This is a genomic window from Calyptranema fuscum S582 (genome assembly GCF_055793305.1).
Genome location: NZ_JBSLYH010000013.1, coordinates 1 through 25,192, shown reverse-complemented (window position 1 = coordinate 25,192; position 25,192 = coordinate 1). Strand labels below are relative to the sequence as shown.

At 47.7% G+C, this 25,192-nt stretch carries 18 protein-coding genes; 8 read left to right on the top strand and 10 right to left on the bottom strand.

Annotated elements, in window-relative coordinates; translation table 11 throughout:
* Positions 1-53: 53 nt before the first annotated feature.
* Both ACR6Z4_RS11010 and ACR6Z4_RS11005 read right to left on the bottom strand, forming a co-directional pair.
* The gene (locus tag ACR6Z4_RS11010) at positions 54-500 is read right to left on the bottom strand and encodes a hypothetical protein (protein ID WP_479717313.1); all 447 of its coding nucleotides are present in this window, start codon (positions 498-500) and stop codon (positions 54-56) included.
* Positions 501-573: 73 nt separating this feature from the next.
* Positions 574-2,919 (bottom strand): tetratricopeptide repeat protein, encoded by a 2,346-nt coding sequence (locus tag ACR6Z4_RS11005; RefSeq protein ID WP_479717312.1) that lies wholly within the window; start codon positions 2,917-2,919, stop codon positions 574-576.
* A gap of 264 nt (positions 2,920-3,183) precedes the next feature.
* Here ACR6Z4_RS11005 and ACR6Z4_RS11000 point away from each other — a divergent pair, with 264 nt between their 5' ends.
* Both ACR6Z4_RS11000 and ACR6Z4_RS10995 read left to right on the top strand, forming a co-directional pair.
* Positions 3,184-3,720: a L,D-transpeptidase gene (locus ACR6Z4_RS11000; protein ID WP_479717311.1), complete on the top strand. Its 537-nt coding sequence runs from the start codon at positions 3,184-3,186 to the stop codon at positions 3,718-3,720.
* Positions 3,721-4,008: 288 nt separating this feature from the next.
* Entirely contained in the window at positions 4,009-4,947 is a 939-nt protein-coding gene (locus tag ACR6Z4_RS10995) for an FTR1 family iron permease (protein ID WP_479717310.1), read from the top strand.
* A gap of 34 nt (positions 4,948-4,981) precedes the next feature.
* Here the strand turns inward: ACR6Z4_RS10995 and ACR6Z4_RS10990 are convergent, their stop codons facing one another.
* Positions 4,982-5,689: a Mo-dependent nitrogenase C-terminal domain-containing protein gene (locus tag ACR6Z4_RS10990; RefSeq protein ID WP_479717309.1), complete on the bottom strand. Its 708-nt coding sequence runs from the start codon at positions 5,687-5,689 to the stop codon at positions 4,982-4,984.
* Positions 5,690-5,809: 120 nt separating this feature from the next.
* On the opposite strand from ACR6Z4_RS10990, the gene ACR6Z4_RS10985 reads away from it, so the two are divergent.
* A complete protein-coding gene (locus ACR6Z4_RS10985) occupies positions 5,810-6,178 on the top strand; it encodes a DMT family transporter (RefSeq protein WP_479717308.1) in 369 nt (122 codons plus the stop codon).
* A gap of 233 nt (positions 6,179-6,411) precedes the next feature.
* On the opposite strand, the gene ACR6Z4_RS10980 is transcribed toward ACR6Z4_RS10985, so the two are convergent.
* Positions 6,412-6,864, bottom strand: a complete 453-nt coding sequence (locus ACR6Z4_RS10980; RefSeq protein ID WP_479717410.1) for a nitrate reductase associated protein — start codon at positions 6,862-6,864, stop codon at positions 6,412-6,414.
* A 389-nt stretch (positions 6,865-7,253) separates the two neighbouring features.
* On the opposite strand from ACR6Z4_RS10980, the gene bioB reads away from it, so the two are divergent.
* Entirely contained in the window at positions 7,254-8,195 is a 942-nt protein-coding gene (gene bioB / locus ACR6Z4_RS10975) for a biotin synthase BioB (protein WP_479717307.1), read from the top strand.
* 254 nt (positions 8,196-8,449) lie between these two features.
* A complete protein-coding gene (locus tag ACR6Z4_RS10970; RefSeq protein WP_479717306.1) occupies positions 8,450-9,541 on the top strand; it encodes a saccharopine dehydrogenase family protein in 1,092 nt (363 codons plus the stop codon).
* A 15-nt stretch (positions 9,542-9,556) separates the two neighbouring features.
* Here the strand turns inward: ACR6Z4_RS10970 and ACR6Z4_RS10965 are convergent, their stop codons facing one another.
* The 5 genes from ACR6Z4_RS10965 to ACR6Z4_RS10945 form a co-directional block, all read right to left on the bottom strand.
* Positions 9,557-10,582, bottom strand: coding sequence for a M28 family peptidase (locus ACR6Z4_RS10965; RefSeq protein WP_479717305.1), 1,026 nt, complete (start codon positions 10,580-10,582; stop codon positions 9,557-9,559).
* A gap of 271 nt (positions 10,583-10,853) precedes the next feature.
* Positions 10,854-12,140, bottom strand: coding sequence for an endo-1,4-beta-xylanase (locus tag ACR6Z4_RS10960; protein WP_479717304.1), 1,287 nt, complete (start codon positions 12,138-12,140; stop codon positions 10,854-10,856).
* A 432-nt stretch (positions 12,141-12,572) separates the two neighbouring features.
* The gene (locus ACR6Z4_RS10955; RefSeq protein WP_479717303.1) at positions 12,573-14,846 is read right to left on the bottom strand and encodes a glycosyltransferase; all 2,274 of its coding nucleotides are present in this window, start codon (positions 14,844-14,846) and stop codon (positions 12,573-12,575) included.
* 280 nt (positions 14,847-15,126) lie between these two features.
* Positions 15,127-16,356 carry an HlyD family secretion protein gene (locus ACR6Z4_RS10950; RefSeq protein ID WP_479717302.1) on the bottom strand — a complete coding sequence of 410 codons (1,230 nt, stop codon included), beginning with the start codon at positions 16,354-16,356 and terminating at the stop codon, positions 15,127-15,129.
* 1,116 nt (positions 16,357-17,472) lie between these two features.
* Positions 17,473-18,141 (bottom strand): GntR family transcriptional regulator, encoded by a 669-nt coding sequence (locus tag ACR6Z4_RS10945; protein WP_479717301.1) that lies wholly within the window; start codon positions 18,139-18,141, stop codon positions 17,473-17,475.
* Positions 18,142-18,226: 85 nt separating this feature from the next.
* Between ACR6Z4_RS10945 and ACR6Z4_RS10940 the strand changes: the two genes are divergently transcribed.
* From ACR6Z4_RS10940 to ACR6Z4_RS10930, 3 genes are all read left to right on the top strand, one after another.
* Positions 18,227-19,864, top strand: coding sequence for a 2-isopropylmalate synthase (locus tag ACR6Z4_RS10940; protein ID WP_479717300.1), 1,638 nt, complete (start codon positions 18,227-18,229; stop codon positions 19,862-19,864).
* Positions 19,865-20,056: 192 nt separating this feature from the next.
* A complete protein-coding gene (locus ACR6Z4_RS10935) occupies positions 20,057-20,278 on the top strand; it encodes a hypothetical protein (protein WP_479717299.1) in 222 nt (73 codons plus the stop codon).
* Positions 20,279-20,474: 196 nt separating this feature from the next.
* Complete coding sequence (locus tag ACR6Z4_RS10930; RefSeq protein WP_479717298.1) at positions 20,475-21,644, top strand: citrate synthase; 1,170 nt, start codon at positions 20,475-20,477, stop codon at positions 21,642-21,644.
* A 475-nt stretch (positions 21,645-22,119) separates the two neighbouring features.
* Here ACR6Z4_RS10930 and ACR6Z4_RS10925 read toward each other — a convergent pair whose 3' ends face one another.
* Positions 22,120-25,110: a HEAT repeat domain-containing protein gene (locus ACR6Z4_RS10925; protein ID WP_479717297.1), complete on the bottom strand. Its 2,991-nt coding sequence runs from the start codon at positions 25,108-25,110 to the stop codon at positions 22,120-22,122.
* Positions 25,111-25,192: the final 82 nt, after the last annotated feature.

Here is a 25,192-nt window from a genome sequence, read left to right as displayed (position 1 = left end):
TGGTTGCTGCACCCCAAACATAATCTCTTCGGATTGCAACCATTTCAACCCATTTACCAAATAACCCGAGGATCAGCGGCAACTAAACCTGAAACATCATTCAGAATAGAAATTGCAAAGATTCTATCAACGTCAATCAAGTACTCTCCAGTATGCCACTTCCATTCCGTATCTTTTCCAAAAGCAACGATTTTTACTCCTGTTGTGCCATCTTGTAAATTCTTTACTTTTTCAGTCCAATGCGTATTGTTGAGCTGAACAAATTTCTTCCTAAATTGCCCATCAACAATATTATTAAAATCAGATTCGAGCATGGTTCCCCGCAAGATGGCGTTATCGCGTGCTCTGACAAACTCGACACAAACCCAAATTCTTTTTCCGTCTTCTAAATCCATACCTTTTTTGCCTCCTCTCAAAATTAGGTTGATAGATGTATGATTCCCATCTGATTCAGCTTTCTTTGAGCTGAAAAGCCTATCAGGAATGTTCAGACCAATCACACTACTAACGCAGTTCATGACAACGGGCTGAAATGGTTCTTAACTAAAGCTTTGAGGTCTGCGTAAAGCACTTCTACTCCAGTACCATAATAAACTTTCTCAGAGTTGATTCCAAAAACTGATGGTCTGGAGAAGGGGAACAGGCTTGGCGAATTTCAGGATCAATGAGTTGAATGTCTAGAGTTTCCAGATCTAAAACAAAGCGGTTAGAAAAAGAAACTTCTATTTCTTTAACCGTCACCTCAAACAGAATGGCATTAGACCGAATTTTTTCAAGCAATCGTTTTTTGGCGATTACATTATCGCTCTCTATGCAAGCTTTCCAGAGGATCTTTGCATCTTTCAAAACATTGTCTACGATGGCTTGAGGAACTGTCTCTTTATCAGCAATTAGATCGCTCAGTTCTCTAAACGTTTGATCAATGACATCTCGGTGATCAGATGTGTCATATTCGCTATAGATAAGCAATCGGCAAAATGCTTGTTTAAGCTGATCAGACGGTGTTCGCTTAGAAAAAAGTTGTGATGCTCTGATCCAGCTATCATAAGCTTTTCTGATATTGTCTTTCCCTTTCTTATAAAATAAGAAAATTGCAAAGTTGCTATAGTCTAGAGCACCTCTTTGGGTCTGAGGAATCTGGCTTAATCGTTGATACGCTCGCTCTAGTAAAAAGTTAACTGCCGTTTCATTATGGTTTTCTTCTAATGCCTCTAGATAGCAAAGGAAATCGAGCCAGGCAAGCGCACTACGGGCAGCATAATTGCCATCATACTCGTAGTATAAAGAGTCTAAAAAATTCTTTCTGGCTTCAAGATAGTCACCTTTGATGGCTTGCACAATACCAATACGGATGTAAACTTCGTGACGCTCTTTTTGTAGATCGCGTGCATGAAAATAATGTCTTAATGCGGTGTTGTAATCTGCTTGATAAAAATAAGTGTGCCCATAGGCAGTATGAACATAGGAACTATTCGGATTAGCTTCGAGAGCTTCTTCTAAAATATTTTTTGCCATATCCCACTGGTCTTCATTCAAATAATGAAATCCTATAATGCTGAGCAAATCTCCTATTTCTTTGTAGTTCCGATCTTGTTGCCGAGCTTGTTTACAACATTCATAAGCCTGTTCGAGATCATTCAAAGATTCTGTTTGTTGACAATGGCTTTCGTAATGGTGAAGGTGGTGTAATGCTTCAGTAAACCGTTGAAATGCACGCCAACTAACAGTTGGGACAGCTTTGGGGGTCAAATCTAGAGCAATTTGATAGGCTAATTCCTTAACCATTGTAGGAATAAGCATCCCTTCAGCAGGTTGACCGTCAGCATTGACTTGATAAGCATGCACATCGGCATGACTGTTCGATTGCTGGCAACGAGCCGTGATTTGCAGTTTGTTATCCCACATCTGAATGCTACCTGTGATGACCTGCACAGACCCCTGCGGCCAGAGTTGTTGCAGACTCAACAAAAATGCCCCTAACGGAACGGAGCTAGACTTTAAAGGAATGGAAGTTGACCCTCCCTCTCCTGCCAGGATCTTTTGCAGATCTTCACCTTTAATAGCGCCCAGCGGCGGGAAGTTAATCATGCCTCTACAAATAGCTGAAAGAGCAGAGTGAGGCGATATCTTCGCTTGTCCATCCTCTAGCTGATTATAAATATGGTAAATCCCATGCAATTCAGCCGTTAACAATTTTGCGATCGCCTGACTATCTTGTTCTCCATTTTTTGCATCGGTTACCTGATTTCTTTCATCTAAAAATGGCAAAATTGTTACTCCATTAGTTGATGAAAGCCAACGAAAAAATAAGTACAGAATGACGCCTGACAAAACAATCGCAATGTACTGAAGAATACTGCCAAAAATGGTTGAGTCTTCAGCCGGTGCTATCAGCGGTGCTATCAGATTCCAGAACGTGGCAAGGTCACGCTGTAAATACCCGTCTTTAAAGTAGCTCCAATATTTGATAGAGAAAAAACTCAATAGAAAGAATACATAAAATCTAAATTCTTTCACCTGATTCAACAGATTGAATAACAAGAATAAGAAATAGATGATGGTACTAGCAAGTATTAATACAACAAAAGAATTAAAGATATGGGGTAGAGACGGACAAGGAGTAAAACGTGGAAATAAAAACTTAGAGGCGCAATCCAAATAACTTTCTGTAAAAGCAGAAATGTCCTGCTCCCTGATCACTATCAACAAAGCCGTTACAACCAAAACCAGCCGCAATTTTTGAGTTGACCAATCATTGACATTTTGATTAAAGAATAAATAGACGCGCTTAAATACAATCTTAATTTGCTTAAACAAAAGACTTGAACAGATACGCTCGATCCATTCTTTAAGCCCAATCCAGATCTGTTTAATAGATGTATATAGTCGTTGTTCATTGTTAAAGATAAATCTTTCCATTTTCTTCACAGCGATTGTAAAAAATATTGAGAATCTAAGCGGTATTTTTATAAGTTTCCTATGTAGAAATTATATAAGCAGCCCATATTTGGGGTTTACTCCGCTTAATATAAAATAATTTTTAAGGCTGTTTTTTTTAAGAATGATGTTTTATGGAATTTGCCCTTATCCCGTGGTAGTTCTCATTAGAGAGTGATGTGTTTATTCCCCAGTCGGCAGGGTGTGTTCTACCAACGATTTGTCGCTACAGAGGGGAAATCAGCTATGAAAACTGGGATAGATTTGGCTACAGGTCGATCGGGTAAAGGGTGGCAGAGAGTTTCTCTAGGTTTGGCGTTGAGTTTGGCGTTAGTTGGGTTGATCAGTGTCTCTACAGCAGCGATCGCCCAAACGGTGCCAGAAACGCCCATGCCTGAACAAGAAATGATGCTGGCACTGCGTCAAAGCAGCGAACGCTGGATCGAAATTAATGTGACAACGCAACGGTTAATTGCCTGGGAAGGCGATACTCCGGTTCATGCGGTCATTGTTTCCACGGGCAGCGCCGAACACCCGACACCCACAGGTATTTTTGAGATCCAAACGAAGCTACCGACTGCCCGTATGCGGGGCGATGGGTACGACGTTCCAGATGTACCATTTGTGATGTATTACGATGGCAACTACGCAATTCACGGCGCTTACTGGCACAATCGCTTTGGCACGCCTGTCAGTCATGGGTGCACCAACGTCGCCGTCGATCATGCGGAATGGCTATTTAACTGGGCATCGGTCGAAACGCTGGTTGTGGTGCATGACTAGTTCATTGTTTCAGATGGGCGTCTTATTTAACCCCCGGCTGTCGCCGTCCCCCTTGCCAAGGGGGACTACAGGGGGTTCTAGCTTGGCGCAACTTCACAAGCGGTTGTCGAGAGAGCCGCACGGCTCTTCCCAGTACCCATATATCTTATGAATCGGAACGGGACACCACGGGTGTCCCGTTCCGATTTATTCCATCTGAAGCACGCTAAGTGCGATCGCACTTGTTAGAATCAACGAGATCAGGACAAACCCTGCCTCGTATTCTTTACTTCTCGTTTCTAACGTCTTATGGATTTCACAGCCGCCTTACCCACCTTTGTCATCACGCTGCGCGAAGGAGTAGAAGCTGCCCTGGTGGTTGGCATCGTCATGGCATATCTAAAAAAGGTGGATCAAAGTCGGCTAAATCCCTGGGTCTATAGCGGCATTGCAGTGGGCATTGGGGTCAGTCTTCTGGTCGGCATTGGCTTTAATGCCCTGTTTCATTTACTAGAAACAACCAATCAAGCCTATGCCCCTGTTTTTAAACAACTGCTCCAGGGTGGCTTTGGCATCATTGCGATCGCCCTTTTGAGTTGGATGTTGATCTGGATGACGCAACAGGCAAAATCATTGAAAGCCGAGGTCGAGAATTCGATTACAACGGCGTTGCAGACCAGCGATCGGGCTGGCTGGGCAGTGTTTGGGCTGATTGCGATCGCTGTTTTGCGAGAAGGATTTGAAACCGTTATTTTTATTGCTGCCAAGTTTCAGCAAGGCTGGATGCCAGCGATCGGGGCGTTTTCGGGCTTACTGGCAGCAACAGGCATCGGCATTTTGCTATTTCAACTGGGCATCAAAATCAATCTGCGTGCATTCTTTCAGGTCATGGGCGTTTTGCTATTGCTGATCGTCTCTGGTTTAGTTGTGTCAGCCCTGCGCTATTTTGATACTGCCCTGCATCTGTTTTCCCAGATCAATCCTGCCTATCAAACCCTGTGTCCGGCAACAGGGTCTTGCATTTTAGGACCCCTGGTCTGGGATGCCAGTCAGGTGTTACCCGATCGCCAATTTCCTGGCATTTTGCTCAAAGCTTTCTTTGGCTATACCCAAACGTTATATGTGGTGCAAGCGATCGCCTATTTACTCTTTCTAGGAACGGTGGGCACGCTTTACCTGAAAAGTATTACAGGTTGGAAGCTAACCTCGGTGGGCAACAAGGGTGCCGACACCATACAACCTTCCTGAAACCCTGGCAGAAGGCATTTAACAATACAAGCTATTAGCAATACGGGGTGACATCTTCGCCGCAGTCATCGGCAAGGTACGACAATGCCCGAAATCGTAAACCCACCAGCTGATCATAGAGGGGATTGATCTTGCACATGGCAGGGATGTGGACAACTTTGCGCCCAAACAGTTTGACATCGCGTTCAAACGGGCATTGGGGCGGGATCATTTTGCACAGAAACCGGGCAACTCTAGGGTCTTGGATATCCAACCCATCCAGCCAATCTTTGACGGGGTGCAATACATCAACCTGATGGGCTTGTGCCTGTTGCCGTTGGATGGCTAAGTCGGCTGCACTGTTTAGCGGGTAACTGCTAGCCACTGACGGATGATAGTGCAAGGTTTGCCGCAGCGATTCTAAAATGATCGGTTGTTGATTGAGCGCGGTGCAAAATTGCTGAAGGATCTCATCTTCGGGTTGAGAATAGACGCCATCGGCGATCGCCACCATCACAGCCGTTCTGAGAAAATTTTCGGCAGTTTCAGGGTTATGCCCCAGAGCGATCGCCAACTCCTGTGGACTGATCGGCTCAAATGAGCTGATGTCAATCGTTGGCGCTAACTCATCTTGTGTAATTTCAGCAATTAAGCTCTTTTCTTGTTCATCGAAATGACCATCTGCCCAGGCGATAGTCAGCAATCCCCGCAGCCAAACGGCAATTTCTTCACTGGTATAGGGAGATTGGACGGTACTTGTCATGCAGGTTTACCTCATCAGCAACAATTTCTTAACTGGATATAGCGATTGATTCTAGCTCTAGTCTTCCTTAAACTTGTTGTAAAGTAGAAGACTGAGATTCTGGTATGTGAGGATAACGAAGTGGCTCCCCAAGAGTTTGGCTTGCTTCTTATTTCTATTTTAGCTAGCACGGCGGGGCAGTTTTTCCTCAAAGCAGGCGCTCTCAAGCTAGCCAAGTTCAATCCGGGCGGGGCGATCGACCAAATCCTCGGCATTTTATTTGTCCCAGAACTAATTGCAGGCTTGGCTTGCTACGGTCTGGGTGCGTTAACCTATATTCTTTTGTTAACTAAAGTAAAACTTAGTATCGCGGCACCTTCGGCAGCGCTAATTTACGTCTTTTCGGTGCTGATCGGTAGTTTCCTGTTTCGCGAATACGTTCCCACCACTCGTCTATTTGGTCTGGGCTTGATTGTCAGTGGCGTTGTCTTAGTGGTCTGGCAAAAGTAAAAGATTAGAGATCAACCAAAATCCCCGTGTTGGCGCGGCAAAGCCGCGCCAACACGGGGATTTTAAACCGTTTGTGTTCAGACGTACGGCGCTCAAAAAATATTTGCCTGATTCAGGTTTTACAGCGATTTTCAATCGCTTATAACCAGGTTATTTTTGTGAGAGCCTCGCGGAGCGCGGCTCTCACAAAAATAACGATGGCGTACTCAATCGCAAAACGCTATAAGGCAGCATTACAACACATTAAATTCTTTTAAGGCAGGTAAAAAATTGCTATTTTCGTGGCTGGAGCGGCTGAGTTTAATCAGGGCAAACCGTTGTACGGGCTGTAATTGTGCCCATTGCTCCAGGGTTAGCGATCGCCCAACCTCTGCGACTTTGTCTTGAACTGCCTGGGGAATCTGGGTTTCATTCATCCATTCTGGTAAAGGATCGATGGGTAAATCGGCTGGGCGATCGCCCCCGTGCTGCTCAACCAGTCGATGCAACAGCGATCGATAGGCTTCCGCTTCTGCGGGAGTGGTGCAGGGTTGATTCACGACCTGTTGTCGTTCTGCCTGGGTCAATTGGTTCCATTGGTTGAGCTTTAACTTGACCCCGCAGGTATCTAACTTCAACCGCACCGACATTGGGATACACCGGAGAGACTCAACAAAATCTGCTTCAAATTGGAAGAAGTGAGACATAGCGCAGGGAAATAGGGCGATCACAATCTCAGGCATAACGGGTTCTGAGTCTATTCAGGCATGGGAAACTCTCGGTTTCCCATGCCTAAGGATCACAAATTAATTAAAACTCGGACGTTTATTTTTGTCAGCGTGGCGAAGCCGCGCTGACAAAAATAAATCTTCGATTTTATTGAATCCACGATCCTAAGGAATGGGAATTAAATAACTCCGATGATTGCTTGTAGGGGCGAACGGCCGTTCGCCCCTACAAACGATCCAATATTCGATCTTATTTAATCCACGATCCTAAACAAAATTTAGATTCAGTAACGCCTGTTTTTAAGTTTATGCTCTGGGGCAGCAGAGAAGATATGATTTGAAGTTGCACTTTCATTGCATCACGACCTGTGTCAACGATTCGTCATAACTGGACAACCTCAGAAATCCTCACGCTGCTCCAACAACCCCTTCTGGAGTTGGTCTATCAAGCCCAAACGGTTCACCGTCAGTTCAATTCGGATATGGGCGTGCAACTCGCGACGCTGATGAGTGTGAAAACGGGTGGATGTGCTGAAAATTGTGCTTACTGTCCGCAGTCTGCCCATTACGAAACAGCTGTCGAAAAACCGGCGATCGCCAATGTTAGCGAAGTAATTGAGCAAGCCGAGCAAGCCAAAGCCCTGGGTGCCAGCCGCTTTTGTATGGGTTGGGCATGGCGTGAAATTCGCGAAGGAGCATCGTTTGAGGCGATGCTAGAGATGGTGCGGGGGGTGCGGCAGTTGGGGCTAGAGGCGTGTGTCACGGCTGGAATGCTCAATGACTCGCAGGCAAAACGCTTGGCAGACGCAGGTCTAACCGCTTACAACCACAATTTAGACACCAGCCCCGAATATTACGATCGCATTATTACCACCCGCACCTACGACGATCGCTTGCAAACCTTAGACCGGGTGCGGCAGGCAGGAATTACGGTGTGCTGCGGTGGCATTATTGGCATGGGCGAAACACTGCACGATCGCGCCCGCTTATTGGAAATCTTGTCGAATCTTGATCCTCATCCCGAAAGCGTGCCTATCAATACATTGGTGGCAGTAGCCGGAACCCCGTTAGAACAGCAAACGCCGGTCGATTCTTTTGATCTGGTGCGCATGTGTGCTACCGCTCGGATTCTCATGCCCCAAGCCAGAATTCGCCTCAGCGCAGGACGCACCAGCCTCAGCCGCGAAGCTCAAGCCCTCTGCTTTTTGGCAGGGGTTAATTCTATTTTTTATGGAGAAAAACTCCTGACTACCGCCAACCCAGAAATCGATAGCGATCGCCAACTCCTCGCCGACTTAGGGATTAACTAAGCATTTATTGTGGTTGTGAGAGCCGCGCTCCGCGCGGCTCTCACAACACCTTGTACGTCATGCTATTGAGCATTGCTATAAATCAATTTCAAATTTTTCCGGATAACAGCAGGGTCGATTAGAACATTGGAATGGTAGATGCACCCTGATTAAACCCCTCAAATCCTCTGCCGGATTTGGGGGTTTTCTGTTTTTTGCCGAGCCATGCGCGTCATTTCATAGAATAGGCGATATAGCAGTCCTAATTTTTAGACATGACTCAGCGCATTTTGATTTTGGGTGGGCGAGGTCGCATCGGCAATTGTGTGGCTCAAGATATCCTCAACCACACCTCAGCTCAAATCGTTATTACAGGTAAAACGAGCAGTCGTATCTCCTCCATGCGATCGCCTCGGTGTGATTTTTTGCAGTTAGATTTGGCAGAACTGGAGAAGTTAAGGGACGCGATCGCCCAATCTGATTTGGTGATTCATTGTGCAGGGCCTTTCCATCATCGGGATGAATCGGTACTGAAGCTATGTATTGAACAAGGAGTCAACTATATCGATGTGTGTGATAATGTCGGCTTTACACGCAAGGTATTAGCCTACCGGGATGCGGCAAATGCCGCCGGAATCACAGCCATTATCAATACAGGCATTTTCCCTGGCATCTCGAATAGTATGGTGCGTCAGGGAATTGAGCAAATGGAACACCCCGAAGAAATTCACTTAAGTTATGTAGTGGGCGGTTCTGGTGGAGCCGGATTGACGGTACTGCGAACTACATTTTTGGGCTTACTCAATCCCTTTCCTGCCTGGATCGACGGTCGCTGGCAACAGGTTCAACCCTATAGCGATCGCCAACCCCTGCAATTACCGCCGCCCTACAACAAAGTCCACGTTTACTGGTATGAAATGCCAGAAACATTCACCCTAGCCGAAGCGTTTCCAGTAAAAACTGTAATTACAAAATTTGGCTCAGTGCCCGATTTCTACAATCACCTCACCTGGATTGCTGCCCATATTTTCCCGAAATCGTGGGTGCGCAACCCCAATGGCATCGAGTTTCTTTCTCGTGTCAGCCAGCGCATGACCCAGGTCAGCGATCGCTTTAGTGGCATTGGCGTCGGCATTCGCTGTGAAGTCAAAGGCAGCAAAAACGGACAGCCCTATACGTATTGTTCGACCCTGGTGCATGACAATACAGCGATCGCCGCTGGCTATGGCACCGGCAGCATTGCCGAACTGGTGTTATCCGGGCAGTTACAAAAACCGGGGGTATGGGCCGTTGAAGAGGCATTGCCCACCGATTTATTTGAGCAAACGATGCAGCGTCGTGGCATTCAAATCCATCAGAATTGCTAACGCCTTCATGGGAGTCTACGTGCGATCGCTCAGTAGATGAGTCACCGCATTCACCACCAATTGCACTGAACCGGAGAAAAATTCTGGGTCTAAGGTATCGGAGGTGTCGCTGGGTTGGTGATAGTGGGGGTTACGAAAGTTTGCAGTATCAGTCACCATCACAGCTCCCAACCCCTTATTCCAAAACGGAGCATGGTCACTGCGAAGTAGGTCGGGGGTGAAAGGTCCCAGTAGGGGAACAGGCAAGGTTAAAATCTGGGGCAAGTCGGAACGACTGGCTTGAACAAAGCTATCAATCAGGTTCATATGCCCCTGATCGCCAATGATGGCAATAAAATCTCCACGAGTGGTGGGCGGTGTGATAGGCAATACGGGCGGATAGTGTTGACAGCCGTCGGTCTGGCAAGTGTAACCCAACATTTCTAAAATGATCGCACCTTTGAGATCCTGACGATGGTCAGGTTGATCGACATACGCCAAACTTCCCAACAATCCGGCTTCTTCCTGATCAAACAACACAAGCCGCAGGGTTTGAGGCGTTGGCAAACTGCCCAAAAGTCGGGCAGCTTCTAGCGTAGCCGCAACAGCCGTAGCATTATCATCTGCTCCGGGCGATCGCTCTACAGAATCATAATGCGCCCCCAGCAACACAATCTCTGCATCCGGGTCAGTGCCGGGTCGGTCGGCAATAATATTTTCGCCACCCGGAAATGCCTGGATTTGAGGTTGCCATCCAGCTGATTCTAGCGAATGAATAATATATTGACGGGCGCGATCGCGGTCGGCATCACTCGATCGACTGAAGGATAGCGCAGTCAGATCTGCCATCAGGCGATCGGCATCGACTGTGGGTGGCTCCTGTGGGCTGGTCTGGGGATTTAAAGAAAGCGTGGGTGGATGGATGACATCCGGCGTGGATGACGGCTGAAAGCTGGCTTCAATCGCTCTGGATATGGGCTGCAATGGAGTCCAGTTCCACCCTAGAACAATGCCAAAGGATGTTATCAGTAAGACCATGAGTCCGATCCATCTTTTTTTCATGCACTGTTCCCTGCTGACTCAGGACATTGCTATTCTAACGATCGAATTTAACGCGCTGCTGTATTTAGGACATGCTGATCCGATCTAAACAGACTCCACGACACACCGATCTAGTGTAAGGGCGCATCGCGATGCGCCCTTACGGTATCTGGTGCGAATTAAATTGGCATGAGAATTTGGCACTGACCCTGGCACGTACAGCAATTCTCCATGGTGTGAAGTACAAATCGTTGAGAGAGCCGTGCTCCGCACGGCTCTCTCTCACCACCCTCTAAAACGTAATACTCACGACAGCAGGCGATCGCTCATCGGGCAGAAGACGAAACTCCATTGCTTTGGTCTGCCCATTCGCCTCAACCGTGACATGATAATTGCCAAAAAATGCTCGGGTTGAATAATCTCCCTGATCATTTGTTGTACCTGATTCATCCGTCCACCACTGCCGATAGACCAGATCTTGATACGCGTGTGCTGCCAATTTTGGCTCAAAATTTTGCCGAAAAAGTGCCGATCGCGGTTCCCAGTTAGACCCTTCCCAAAATCCCCACAAATAGATGCCCTGCACCGCCGGATGGGCAAACGCCACTCGATATAAATCGGTTAATTCTTGTGCCTGGGCAGCATCTATATCTGCAACCACCGACACCTCTGTAATTTTAATGGGCAATCCCAATTCGGCTAACCGATCCAGGTTGTGTTGCATTCCCTCTATGGTTAGATCTTGGCGAATATGGGCTTGAATCCCGATCCCACCCAACGGCACGCCGTCCGCAATGAGAGAACGAATCAGATCGATATAGCGATCGCGTTGTTCGCCATTGAGAATGTTGTATTCGTTGGTGTAAAGTTGAGCGTCTGGATCGGCGTCATGGCACCAGAGAAACATATCGTGAATAATGCGATCGCCTAACCGTTTCTGAAAGAAATCACCATTCAAAATTTCGTTGAGCACATCGTAGTCTGCAATACGTCCTCGGTACCGCGTACAAATCTCAGTGGCGCGATGATGAACTGCCTCTCGCAGATCAGTTTCAGAAAGTGATTTTAACCAATCCTGGTTGCGTTCTTCGACTGCCCAAAATAAATGATGACCGCGCATGGGCAACTCATGTTGCTCACTCCAGGCTAAAATGCGATCGACATCGGTGTAGCTGACTTGACCTTGGGTTGGTTCTGTCGAATACCACTTCAGTGCATCTTCCGGCACACTGGCATTAAACTGGGTTTGAGCAATTGTCAGAGCCTGATTTTGGTCGGCACTATTACCGCCATCTGCAAACATATCGGTGCGTAACGAAACGCCAAAGGGAAAGTGATGCCGAGTTTGCTGGAGATGGACTTTAGCATTTTCGATCGGGTTCCCATTAGCATCTTTGATCTGAAGGACAACGGCGGTGGTTCTGAGAGCGGTAATGCGATCGCTCAGATCGGATGGAAGGGAAACAGATGGAGTCGGAGACGTCGTCAGGAGATGCAGGGCAAACAGGGCGATCGCACCAACACCAGCCAATAGTCCCCATCGACTCCAGCCTAAGTACTGTTTGAAAAGCTTGAGCATAACCTGCTCCTCATCTAGCTAAAGTGTGATTCTTTATTGGGTAGCGTTGGAAAATTGAGTAGATGGTTAGGACAGTGGGGGTGTGGGAACTGCGCCCCCAGCCAGGGGTTTCACCCCTGCACCCCGTTCAACCAGCCTCTCGGCTGCTATATAAGAAACATGGGCGTGGTACAGCCGCACCACACCCATGTTTTCCCATAGGGATTCCTGTACTAGTACAGCAAAACGAAAGTTTTGTAAGGGGTGAAGGGGTTCCACCCCTTCTTGGGGGCGAAGCCCCCAACCCCCCAATTGCAAAATTTGGTGTTTGTAACACTAGTACAGCAAAACGAAAGTTTTGTAAGGGGTGAAGGGGTTGCACCCCTTCTTGGGGGCGAAGCCCCCAACCCCCCGTGTTGCAAAATTTGGTGTTTGCAACACTAGGCTGACGGATTAAGTGTACTTGCTTAACACAGGCTTCAGTTTCAAAACAGCGGCAATCAGTGCCAACAGTGAATCTAAAATACCTGGTTTCTTGGGCTGTTTCCACGACGTCATATTGCCATACAACCAGGTGACCAATTGCCGATTTTGCTCTAGCGTCATATCTGTAAAGCGCAAAGAGGCATTCACATAATGATCTTTCATGCCCCAACGCAAGACTTCAAGATTGACGGCAAATCCTTGTTCCACAAACTCTAAAGACGCTGGTTCATTCGGATCAATATCTGAATCCAGATAGCTTGTGGTCAGAGTTACACTGGCTCCGGTTTCAGACAAGTCGTTGGTATGTCCCCAGTACAGGCGATTGCCGATGGTGAGTTTGCAGGTCGTCCGTAAGGGAAAGCGATCGACCACTCGACGCACGGGCTGGTCAATACTGGCTAAAACGGAAACCGACATCACAACCAGGTTATAGATGGTCCAAAAAACCAGTAATCCTTTACCGGGATATTCATACTGAAGATGGGGCCACCAACCCAGAAAGTAACCGCCGTAATGCATAAATAAGCCCACCAGTGTCAATGCAATCAACACCAGTAGTGGCCAGGTCAGGTGCAGGTTGTAGTTTTTCGTTTCTTCTTTCACCCCTTTACGGGTGGCAGTGCTGGCTTTGGCAAAAGGATTGCGTAACACCAGCCAGAGTCGTCCTAACGCTGGGAAACAAAATGCAGTTTCATAGACTTCGTTCCAGAAAGCAGAAAGGCGATAGTTGGTTGCCCAGGTGAAGCTAATGTTGTACAGCAGCAAGAAAGGAATGGCGTAGTAAATATAGTCTGCTACCGATGCCACCAACGGAGAAGCACCCAAATACAGACTCAGCATTGGAACCACTAACGAAATCAATCGCACTACTGGATTGAAACAAAACAAGATCAACGTCAGGTGGTAGCTTTTCTGAAACCAATTTAACTTAGACCAGATGGGCAGTTCGTTGCCGCAGAAGTAGACTTGCAGATTGCCCTGAAGCCAGCGCAGACGTTGGTCAATAAAGTCAGCGAAGGTGCGAGTCGATTCACCCATGCTGAGAATTTCATTGAGATAAATCAGACGATGACCTTCGGTCAGCATCCGAATCGAGGTTTGATAGTCTTCAACACAGCAGCGAGTATAGTATCCACCTACGGCTTCCAGACTGCTGCGACGGACGACATAAGAAGTGCCACAACAAATCACACAGTTGCCGGCATCCCGACCGGGTTGAACAAAGCCAAAGAAGTGCTCCATATCATTGGGCAAAAAGCGGTCTAACCCTAGATTGCGAGCGTGATAATCGGGATTGTAAAAGTGTTGTGGGGTTTGCACTAAATCATTTTTGGGATTCTGGAAGAAGCCAACCGTGCGGGTAAGGAAATCTTTAAAAGGGACGAAATCGGCGTCCATGATGACAATCAATTCGCCACTCGTTTGCCCCAAAGCATTGTTAAGGTTGCCAGCTTTGGCATGTTTATTGTCAGGACGGGTGATGTATTGGCAACCCAGTTCTTCTGCCAACTCGCGGATGTGGGGGCGGCGGGTGTCATCCAGAATGTAGATGGTTTTGTTGGGGTAATCCATTGCCTGACATCCGATCACGGTTCGACGAACGATGTATTCCGGCTCTTTGTAGCTAGGCACGAAGACATCGACCGTAGGCAAATATTCACCGGCAAGAACGGCTTGAGCGTAGCGATCCGCTTCTTTATGGCGGCGTTTTTCAGTAGTCCAGGTGGATTGAAAAAAGTAAAGGATGTAAGACCCGACCCAAACTAGTTCATTAATCAAAAAGATTAGACTAATGCTGATACTGAGCCAATGGGAAAGATTGAGCGTAACCAGCGATCGCCAGACCAGATAGCGCAGCGCAAAAAAAGCCACGACACTGCGAACAATCAGGCGACTAGGATTCGTCGGTTTAATCCAGCGCAGCACTACACATAATCCAACCACACCAACGGTGGGTAACCATAATTGATTGATATCTTCCGGAACTTGCAGGAATCCAGATGTAGCTTCTAGAAAGGTAGGGTTGGCAATTTCTAACGGAATCAGGATAGGACGCCCAACCGCAACCAAAACAGCACCAAACCACGCAACCAAACTGAGCATAAACAACCGCCAAACCCAAGGAGAAATATGTTGGTGTTGGGCAACAATGGGTTGAGGCGCTGGAACTGGTACCTGTAGAGAAGGTGGTAGCGGATGGGGTCTGACCGATGTTTTAGGAGGTTTAGGGAGTAGGCGCATAAGTTTAGGTTGAGTAGGATTCAGAAATGTTGGTTCGACTGATTAAACCCAGCTATCAAGCGGGTTATAGATGCGTACCCCTTACAGAAATCGTTGCGAAACATCAACTAGGTGTCATGAATCTCGAATGGCAGTCTGCACTCCTGCAAACCATTCGGACGCGACATCTAGGACGATTTTTTACCTGTAAGTATTGATTGCAAGGAGCAGAATCCCTTTTCCCTTAGCCCAGCATCGTCGCCTTAATGGATTAGAAATATCTGCCGTATGTATCTCCGAGCTAACGGATATCGAAGGTCACTTTGCCGGTATAGCCGACATAGCACAGTTGTTCTTGTGCCGCTGGGTTCGTCTCTGGATCGAGATTGATCCGCACTTGAGCTTTGCGTGGCGTATTAGAGACAACTGGAACGGCAACATCTTCTCCGACCGAAAGGCGTCCTGCACCCGAACGGATCATGCCGACTCGCCCTGTTAATGTTTTAGATGCATCCCCATACAGCTCAATGCTTGCCAGACTGCCAACCTGTAGCGATCGCAAGGTTTGTTCATCCACAAACGCATCCACCCAACGACGGCTACAATCCAGCAACTTGCCCAAAGATTCTCCTTGCTGCACAAAGGTGCCGGGTTGCACTGCCAAGCTCCAAATCACACCGTTTGTGGATGCATTGATTTGAATTTTTTGGTGACGTTCGGCATCCAGTTTTGCCTGTGCCAGCTCTGCCTCAGAGTTTTTGATGCTTTGTTCTAGCTGTTGAATTTTTTGTTGTTGCTCTGAAATTTGAAATTGCAACTCTTGTAACCGAATTCTGGGGTCATAATTGCTCCGAGTCCGGTCTAAATTTAAACCCAGTTGTGCGGCTTCCTGGTTGGCTTGCAAGCTCTCCTGGCGATTTTGTAGGCTATCGACCTCGGCTTGCCGTTGCTCAACTTCAGCGATCGCACTGTCTAGATTTGCCAGAGATACTGCCCCTTCAGATTGCAACTGTTCTGCGCGATCGCGGCTAATTTTAGCCAGCTGCAATCGTGCCTGTGCCCCTCTTAAGTCTGAAGCCACTTGATCAATAGAGTGCTCAACCTCCAGGTTTTCTAGATGATATTGGGCTTGATTATCAGAGGCAGAGATCTGACTCAGCGCGACCAGTTGATCTAAGCGAGCCCGAGCACTTTGTAAATCTGCTCTGGATTGATTCAAACGACTATTAATTTCTTGAACTTGCAGTTCACTCACCTGCTCATTGTTCAAAAGCAAGATAGACTGCCCGGATTGAGTTTTTTCTCCGGTAGCGACCGCTACATTTGAAACGATGCCCTGTTGGGGTGCTTTGATGTCTACAACCGCACCATTGATCACGGCGTCAATGCTGACAACCGATGTGAAGCGAGTCCGCAAAAGTTGAAGTGTCCAGACAATCAGACCAATGCTAATTAGAGTAATTAACAGATTGGATAGCATGGAGCGGGAAGGCAACTTTTGCTCTAGGGAAGGTAGCTTAAGATCCTGCATGGAGTTAAATGGGTAGCACACTTATGAATAGAAAGTTAAGGGTTAATCCCGTAGTTATACGTAAAGCGATAATGAAGACCCTTTATAAATCAATGAAACAGGGGTGAAGATTAGTTTGAATTAAGCTCAAAGGTAAGCTGAGCTAAGGTTGTCTGAAAATCAATTTCTTGAATTTATAAAGGGGTAATTTAGCTTAATAGAAATCAAACGTTACATAGACGTATCACTTGTAACGAAGTCGGTAAGCGCAATCCTCCTTAAAAATTTCGTAAGAATTTCCTAAACCTCTTCACAGGGATAGATGTGGGTTTTTCAGCCATCTTTATAAAGATAAAATTTAGATGCATTCAATGGCTCAGAAGATGAATTAAATGTATCAATTGTGTCTGATTTTTATCTTGAAAAATCAAAAAACAACCGTACGTCTTCTTTAAAAACTTACCTATCCTGAGCCAAAAAACAGGTAAGAATGGCTCTTGATAAAGAAGGGTTAATCAAGAGAGTTAATTAAGTCATGAAAGTAAAACTTTCGTAAGGATCCTTGATGGATACGCATAATCACTTAAAGAAAATAAAGATAGTAATAAAAAACACACTGTTGCGAAAACATACGGACGTATCAGTAAATTAGTTTACTTTATAAACCCTAAACATATATCCAAAGATATACTTTGTTTGTTTTGAATAGAGATAACTCTTGGGTTAGAAAATCTCTGTTTATTTCATTATTAGATTCAGTTGAGCTACACAAATAACTTTTATTTGTGCAATCTATTAAACCTATAGGCTTACGCTTAGCTTGTAACGAGTCAAAGTAAGCGATCGCACATGAATCGTAAGGCAAGTACTGAACTGGCAAATTGGATAGGTCTTGGGATAGGTCTGATTACAACTTTCCACTGAATCTTGCTGCATCCCTCGCAACAGACAGATGGATTTGAAGCGCATTCATTTCGCTTGAGTGAATCGGGCTTAGACTGGCAAGGCAAGATGATGCCAGTTTGCCGCTGATTTGATCTATAAAATCTATGAAATTTGGGATGGGTGCCGCGCGAAGCGCGGCACCCATCCCAAATTGTATGGCTGGATTAAGCTATGCCATGAGCTGCACGATGCTTACAGGTGTTGTAAAAACGTCACCAGCTGGGATTGAGTATAGCTTAGATGCTGATGTAACAGGGCGATCGCCGCATCGACATGGTTTTGTCTGCAATGCTCTAACAGTTGATGGTGCTGTTTTTGAGAAGGTATCAAATCGTCGGCATTGGCAATCAAAAGACGCAGATAGCGATCGCTATTAATTTGAAGGGTAGTGATCAAACTCAAGAGTCGCGGACGGTTGGCAGGGATGTAGAGGCTGCGGTGAAACTGAAAGTCCAGTTCTGCCCAACGTCCAATATCTACGGTTTGATCCAACGCTGCCAGAAGCACATCTGCCTTTTGCAGGTCGGTTTCTACCAGTTGCGGAATAGCAAGCCGCAGAGCCGTCGTTTCTAGAGCAATGCGAATTTCATAAATTTCCTGGGCTTCTGCGGGCGAAAGCGTCGTCACCATGGCTCCTCGATTGGGGTGAAAAATCACCAAGCCTTCAGCTTCTAGCTGCCGCAATGCTTCCCGCACCGGAATTCGGCTGACACCAAACCGAGTAGCAATTTCATCTTGTCGAAGCGATTGCCCTTCTGTAAATAGCCCATGCAAAATCGCTTGCCGTAAGGCATCGGCAATCAGATCGGGGGTGCTGCGCTGCTGTTGCAGCACTGTCGCTGCCAGGTCATTTAAATTCATATTTTATATTGTATACGAAATCAGATCGTATACAATATAAAATAGTCAAGATCAGCTTTCCCCAGCATAGTTCCAGGAGATCCTTATGAGCATTGAACCTCAGCCCGATCGAGTGATTATTTTCGACACCACGTTGCGTGATGGTGAGCAGTCCCCCGGTGCCACGCTAAACGTCGATCAAAAACTGGCGATCGCTCATCAACTGGCTCTCCTGGGGGTCGATGTGATTGAGGCGGGGTTTGCAGTTTCCAGTCCGGGCGATTTTGAAGCCGTGCAAACGATTGCCCAACAGGTGGGTGGCGCAGGTGGCCCCGTCATTTGTAGTTTGGCAAGAGCGGTACGACAAGATATTCAGGCAGCGGCGGACGCGCTCAAACCGGCAGCTCGCTCTAGGATTCATGTTTTCCTGTCTACGTCAGACATCCATCTGCAATACCAATTGCGCAAGTCTCGTAGTGAAGTGCTGGCGATCGCGGAAGAAATGGTTGCCTATGCTAAATCGTTTGTCGAAGATGTCGAGTTTTCGCCCATGGATGCGACGCGCTCTGATCTCGACTATTTATATCAAGTGCTGGAACGGGCGATCGCAGCAGGTGCGACAACGATTAATATTCCAGATACCGTTGGCTACCGCACACCCAAAGAAATTAGTAGCTTGATCCAGGGCATTCAAGCCAATGTCCCCAATATTGATCAGGTCATTCTCTCAATGCACGCCCAAAATGATCTGGGGTTAGCCACTGCCAATGCGCTGGCAGCGGTTGAAGCAGGCGTTCGCCAGATCGAATGCACAATTAACGGTATTGGCGAACGGGCAGGCAATACCTCTCTCGAAGAAGTTGTCATGGCATTGCAGGTGCGTAAGGCATACTTCAATCCCTATTTTGGGCGTCCCGTTGAGTCTGAGTTGCCCTTGACCCAGGTCAACACGCAAGAAATTTATAAGACATCCCGTCTGGTTTCGCAGTTGACTGGAATGCTGGTGCAACCGAATAAAGCGATCGTGGGCGTCAATGCTTTTGCTCATGAATCGGGCATTCATCAGGATGGCGTGCTGAAGCATCGAGAAACCTATGAGATTATGGATGCTGCCTCGATCGGCTTGTCAGAAAATCAAATTGTTTTAGGCAAACATTCCGGTCGCAATGCCTTTCGGACGCGCTTGCAAGAATTGGGTTTTGAACTGAGTGAAGAGGATCTGAATAAAGCGTTCCACCGATTTAAAGACGTAGCAGACAAGAAAAAAGATATCTCCGATTGGGATTTAGAAGCGATCGTCCGCGATGAAACTCAAGTCCAGGTTAGCGAGGGGTTTCAACTGGAGCATGTGCAAGTGACCTGCGGCGACTGCGCCTGTCCTACGGCAACAGTTACCATCGTCAAACCCGATGGCGAAATTCTCACCGATGCTGCGGTCGGAACGGGTCCCGTTCATGCGGTCTGTCAAGCCATCAGTCGGCTGACCCAGATCCCAAACCAACTGGTTGAATTCTCTGTCCAATCCGTGACCGAAGGCATTGATGCTCTGGGCACTGTCACCATTCGTCTGCGCCATCAAGACCGCTATTTTTCGGGGCAAGCATCGGATACCGACATTGTGGTGGCGTCTGCCTATGCCTATATGAGTGCCTTAAATCGGCTCTATCGCCATCTGCAACAAACGGGCAATGTGCCCCAACCTGCGTCTCTCACCTGGATGGATAACCTCGTTCCCAACTTTTGAGGGATCAGGCATCCCAGATAAAGATAGCCGAATTTAGAACATTCCTGGGGAATGTTCATCTATTAAAATCGGGAGTCGCGCATGGCGCGACTCCCGATTTTAATAGGGTTTAGAAAAATTGCCAGAAAAACTCCTGCGATCGCTATACCCTAAGAGATACAAAGCATTTCGATCTGAGAGGACGATTTTAATATGGTAGAAGAAAATATTGCGATCGCGTCAATTCATCAAGATGCTGCAACGTTAGTTCCTATTTCTTATCAATCGCTCAAGCTGGTCGCTGTTACCTCCAGTACGGAGCAAAACTTGTTAAATGGACAGCTCTGTGTGAGTGAATCCGATTGTATTCCGTTGCTTTGGGTGATCTTCTTTGTCAGCATTATCATCATGTGGACGACCTGGGTGATGAAGTAAAGACGGCGATCGCTCCCTTATCTCAACAAATCGTGTGGTGTTAGATATAGAATCGGCAAAACTTAAGATATACACTATGTCAATCGGGAATTACGTCAATTTTGCTGAATTGGCTGCCAAACCGCTCCATCCAGCGACAAAGTTGACTCATTCTCAGACAATCTAGGTATGTTCATTACGGGCGCACGGTGAGACTATGACGGTTTGCGAATATAAGCCGGGCTTGGAAGGTATTCCAGCCACACAATCCAGCATTAGCTACGTAGATGGTCAACGGGGCATTTTAGAATATCGCAGCATTCGAATCGAAGAACTGGCAAAGTTCAGCACGTTTTTAGAGACCTCTTATCTGTTGATTTGGGGTGAATTGCCCACCCAAGATGAACTCGTTGCATTTGAACACGAAATTCGATATCATCGTCGCCTCAAATTCCGCATCCGCGACATGATGAAATGTTTTCCGGATAGTGGGCATCCGATGGATGCATTACAAGCCAGTGCAGCCGCTCTCGGGTTGTTTTATTCTCGGCGGGCGCTCGATAATCCTGCCTATATTCGGGCGGCAGTGGTGCGTCTGTTAGCCAAAATTCCGACGATGGTGGCAGCGTTCCAGCTGATTCGCAAGGGCAACGATCCGGTGCAACCCCGCGATGATTTAGACTATGCCGCTAATTTCCTGTACATGTTGAATGAGCAGGAACCCGATCCCTTAGCCGCTCGGATTTTTGACATTTGCTTAACCCTCCATGCTGAGCACACAATTAATGCCTCTACTTTCTCAGCTATGGTGACCGCGTCTACGTTGACCGATCCCTATGCGGTTGTCGCATCCGCAGTAGGAACGCTGGCGGGACCGCTTCATGGTGGAGCCAATGAAGAAGTGATTACGATGCTGGAAGAGATTGGCTCGGTTGAAAATGTCCCGGCATATCTGGAAAAATGCCTGGAATCCAAAACCAAAATTATGGGATTTGGGCATCGGGTCTATAAGGTCAAAGATCCGAGAGCAACGATTTTGCAAGAGCTTGCCGAGCAATTGTTTGAAAAATTTGGGCGAGACGAATATTACGACGTGGCGATCGCTTTAGAACAAGCAGTGGCTGAGAAATTGGGGCAAAAAGGAATTTATCCTAACGTCGATTTTTATTCGGGCCTGGTCTATCGCAAACTGAATATTCCCACCGATCTATTCACCCCGGTCTTTGCGATCGCTCGGGTTGCCGGTTGGTTAGCCCACTGGAAAGAACAACTGGCTGAAAACCGCATTTTCCGACCCACCCAGATTTATACAGGTACTCATAACGCTCCTTACATTCCCATCGAAGACCGTAATTCTGAAGAAATTTATACGGCAGCATCCCATTGAGGGTGTTACTCAGCTGCCGATACGGGTTTTGGGTAGGGATGTGGGGGTGAAACCGGCGGTTTCACCCCCACATCCCTATTACAGCGCTTCACGCTTGGATATGTTTAGATTTTTTGTTGTGTGCCGCGCGGAGCGCGGCACACAACAAAAAATCTGCGGCTTATACCGATTTAATGTGAAGCTGCGTCTTATTCAACCCCCGGCTGTCGCCGTCCCCCTTGCCAAGGGGGACTACAGGGGGTTCTAGTTTGGCGCAACTTCATAAAAGATTAGTATTAAGCAGTGGTTCTTCAGTTAAACGATTAATGGGGATTTCCGTCGATAGGTAGACTTTTTTAGGAAATTTTGGGCAAATTGATTGATTTAGTGGGTCAGACCCCTCTTGTGGATTCCTCAGACCATTGTCATGATTTAGTACAGTGACGATTTTCAGGAACTCCAGCCCTCGAACCCCCCAGTTTGAGGGTTTTTACTTTTAAACCTCCCCGGTTTGGGATGCCCTCAAAAAAGTTTGATACGGCAGGCGTTGCGCGCAGTACCACAGCAACTTATAGCATTCTTGCGCTTGCACCGATGGGTTGAGTGAGGGGTCGCGGGCGGAGTCCAAAAGCCAGGGGTTCAAGCGAGCCACCACCTGAGGCAATTGCGAATCGAGTAACACATCCTTCAAGTCCTCAACGACTCGTTTGTAAAGTGGGGCTGACTCCGGTGACAGCAAAAGCGTCAGCAACTGGGCGATCGCCTGAGCATGTCCGGGTTGTAAGGTTCCCAGACGATAGGCAATGCGCCGCTGGTTAACGGCATCCTTGGCAGCAGCTAAGCGGTGTTCCAGGCTCACGATCCAACGTTCTAGATCCTGAGGTTGGGTTGATTTTTTCAGATACCGTTGGCTCGTTTTTGCCAGTTTCTGGGGCAGCGATTCCATTAGGGCAGTGGCAGTGGCATTGTTAGGATCGAGGGCAAGCAAATTTTCGGCAGTGCGTAAGCGCAACGTGGCATGAGACGTTGTAGCGATCAGGTGTTCTAAGGTGGCGATCGCGTCAGGATGACCGGACTGGAGTTTTCCCAGGCTATAGGCAGCCCTACGCCGAATCCCATCTGCCTGGGTGGATGCCATGATCTGTTCGAGAGAACCAAGAACGATGGCATGATCTGGCGTAATTTTGCCCAGGCTTTCGATCACTTGCAACCGCAGGGTTTCGTTATGGAGCGTGTGGATGAGTTGGATTAAGGCAGCGATCGCCACCCCGTTGCCTGGATCGATGGTTTTGCCCAGCGTATAAGCGGCTTGCCAGCGAGCAAATGGATTTTCAGCCGAGGAAATAAATGCTTCTAAGACAGCGATCGCACACTGGCGATCGGCTTGCGCAAAGGCGGCTCTTGCGCCTTCACTTACAGGAGTCGGACATGAGCCCAAACGCCACTCCAGAAGTTGTCTTAAAATTGCCTGAGATTGACGACATTGGGGAAATTCTGCTAACCCCGCTGCTGCCAGAAAATAGGCACGATGAGAATAAAACCCTCCACAACCATCCTCAAACTGAGTCAATGCGGCTATCAATGCCTCTTTGTCCGTGGATGCAACATCCGGTCTGCCCAACCACAACAAGATCACTTCCCGCCAGAGGGGACTGAAAATGGGGCAATCGTGGGCTGGATCCAGGAAAAACTGCCAATCAGAAATCGCTTGCGCGGCAAAATATTCCTGAAAGGTCGGGTGATAAAAGGCATAGACCTTTTCGCCTGTTGTGCTGGAAATGCCGACTTGATTGAGCCACCCCAGTTGCAATGCCAACGTCATCCACTCCAGTGCCTCTTCAAAGGCAGCTTGGCTAAACGAATGAGGGATGCGAAAGCGGATCTCGGGTTGCCGCAGGGCACGCAGGGCAACCTGTCCCAATGCTTGGTTTAACTGCTGTCGTTGGGCGATCGCGGTAGGAAAGCGATCTTGCTTCCAGTCATACATCGTTTCCACAAACTGTTGATAGAGCAGGGTTTTCGTGGTGGGTAGGGTGCCCTGCGTTAACGACCAGGAGCGGCACAGCAGAGCGAGTCGAAGCGGATTTTTAACCGCATCTCTGATGCGCTTACGTTTGGGTTGGCTGAGTTCTTGCCGCAGCTGCTGGCTTAATTCCGGTCTGTCCTGAAACCAGCGATCGATGAACACTCCCACCTGATCATCAGGATTGCTAGGGTCATGGCGATCGCCGCTGCTAAAACTAAGGTTGCAGTAGGTGCGAAATGAGGCGATCGCATTCTTACCACTATCCCAAACATTCGATCGACAGGTCAGCACCACATGGGCATCGGCAATCCATCCGCGCAGTTGACGAGCCAGCGTACTGAGAGCCGTTGCTGCATCGATTGCCATTTCATCAACGGCATCCAGCAGCAACCACACCCGTCCCTGACGGCATTGGTCGGCAAAAGCATCTTGCAACTCCGGTGTAACCCGGATCTGACGGGTTGCGTGCTTGAGCCAGTCTTGCAACAAGTAATCTTCTAACGGTGCTCCTTGCAGATCCGCTAGAGAAATCCAGATGGGTAATGCCTGTTGTGCTAATAACCAGGTGGCAATCTTTTGTAACAACGTGGTTTTACCGGCACCAGGTTCACCCACGATCGCCACTCGGTGCTGACCTGCCGATTGCAACCGACTCAAAAATTCCTCTAACGACACAACACAATCTGCCTCTATGTCGTCAGCATCTTCAAACACTGACCCTTGATTTGATAAGGGATCGAGGCTCTGTTGATAGTGCCCGTGACGCTTTTGTTCGCGACGTTCCAGTAAGCCCAATGGCAAATAGAGTTCATGCAGGTCAAAGGCAACTCCATTGGTGAGGGTGAGGGGATTGGTGGTTAGCCGTTGATAATGCTGTGCCTCAAGACTCTCTTGACACCAGTGCCACCAGGGATCATCAGCCAGGGGCAAGGGATCGTTGGCGAGGGAGCCAGAATCATGCAGTGTCTGTGCTTGAGGCTGGGAAGTTGCCGGGGTGAGGTGGGTTGAGTTTCCCGTCTCTGGCTTAGATTTCTGGGGGCGGCGGTGTTCCCATTCCTGCTCAAAGCGATGCAGATTGGCAGAGCGATCGCCACCATCTACATGCAACGTCTGGTTTCGTCCATGCCAAAGATTGAGGGTAAAGTGCCAAACTTCCGATCCACCTTTGTTGGGACGATTGTCATCCAGAATGGCTAAATAATCTTCAAATCGGCGTAGGGCTTCTTTGATCTGGTCGCCACTGAGAGGTTTTTTTGCCAGTTGGGTCAGAGCTTCTAGAAACCGTAGTTTGGTGCGCACGACCAATCGTTGCTCGGTTTGCCAGTGGATCTGAATGTGCGATCGCATTGCATCCAGAGCACCCTCATCACAGTCCAACTCATCGTTGGCGTAGCTAAGCAGGGCTGCAAACAGGTGTAGCGATCGCTTTTTGGCTTCAGGACCGTAGCTGACACGAGGCATACATCAATTCGGCAAGGGGTGTTTATGGTCTGATTTTTAGTCAGTGGGCAAAGCCTATGCAATATAGCGCTACGCGCCTGAA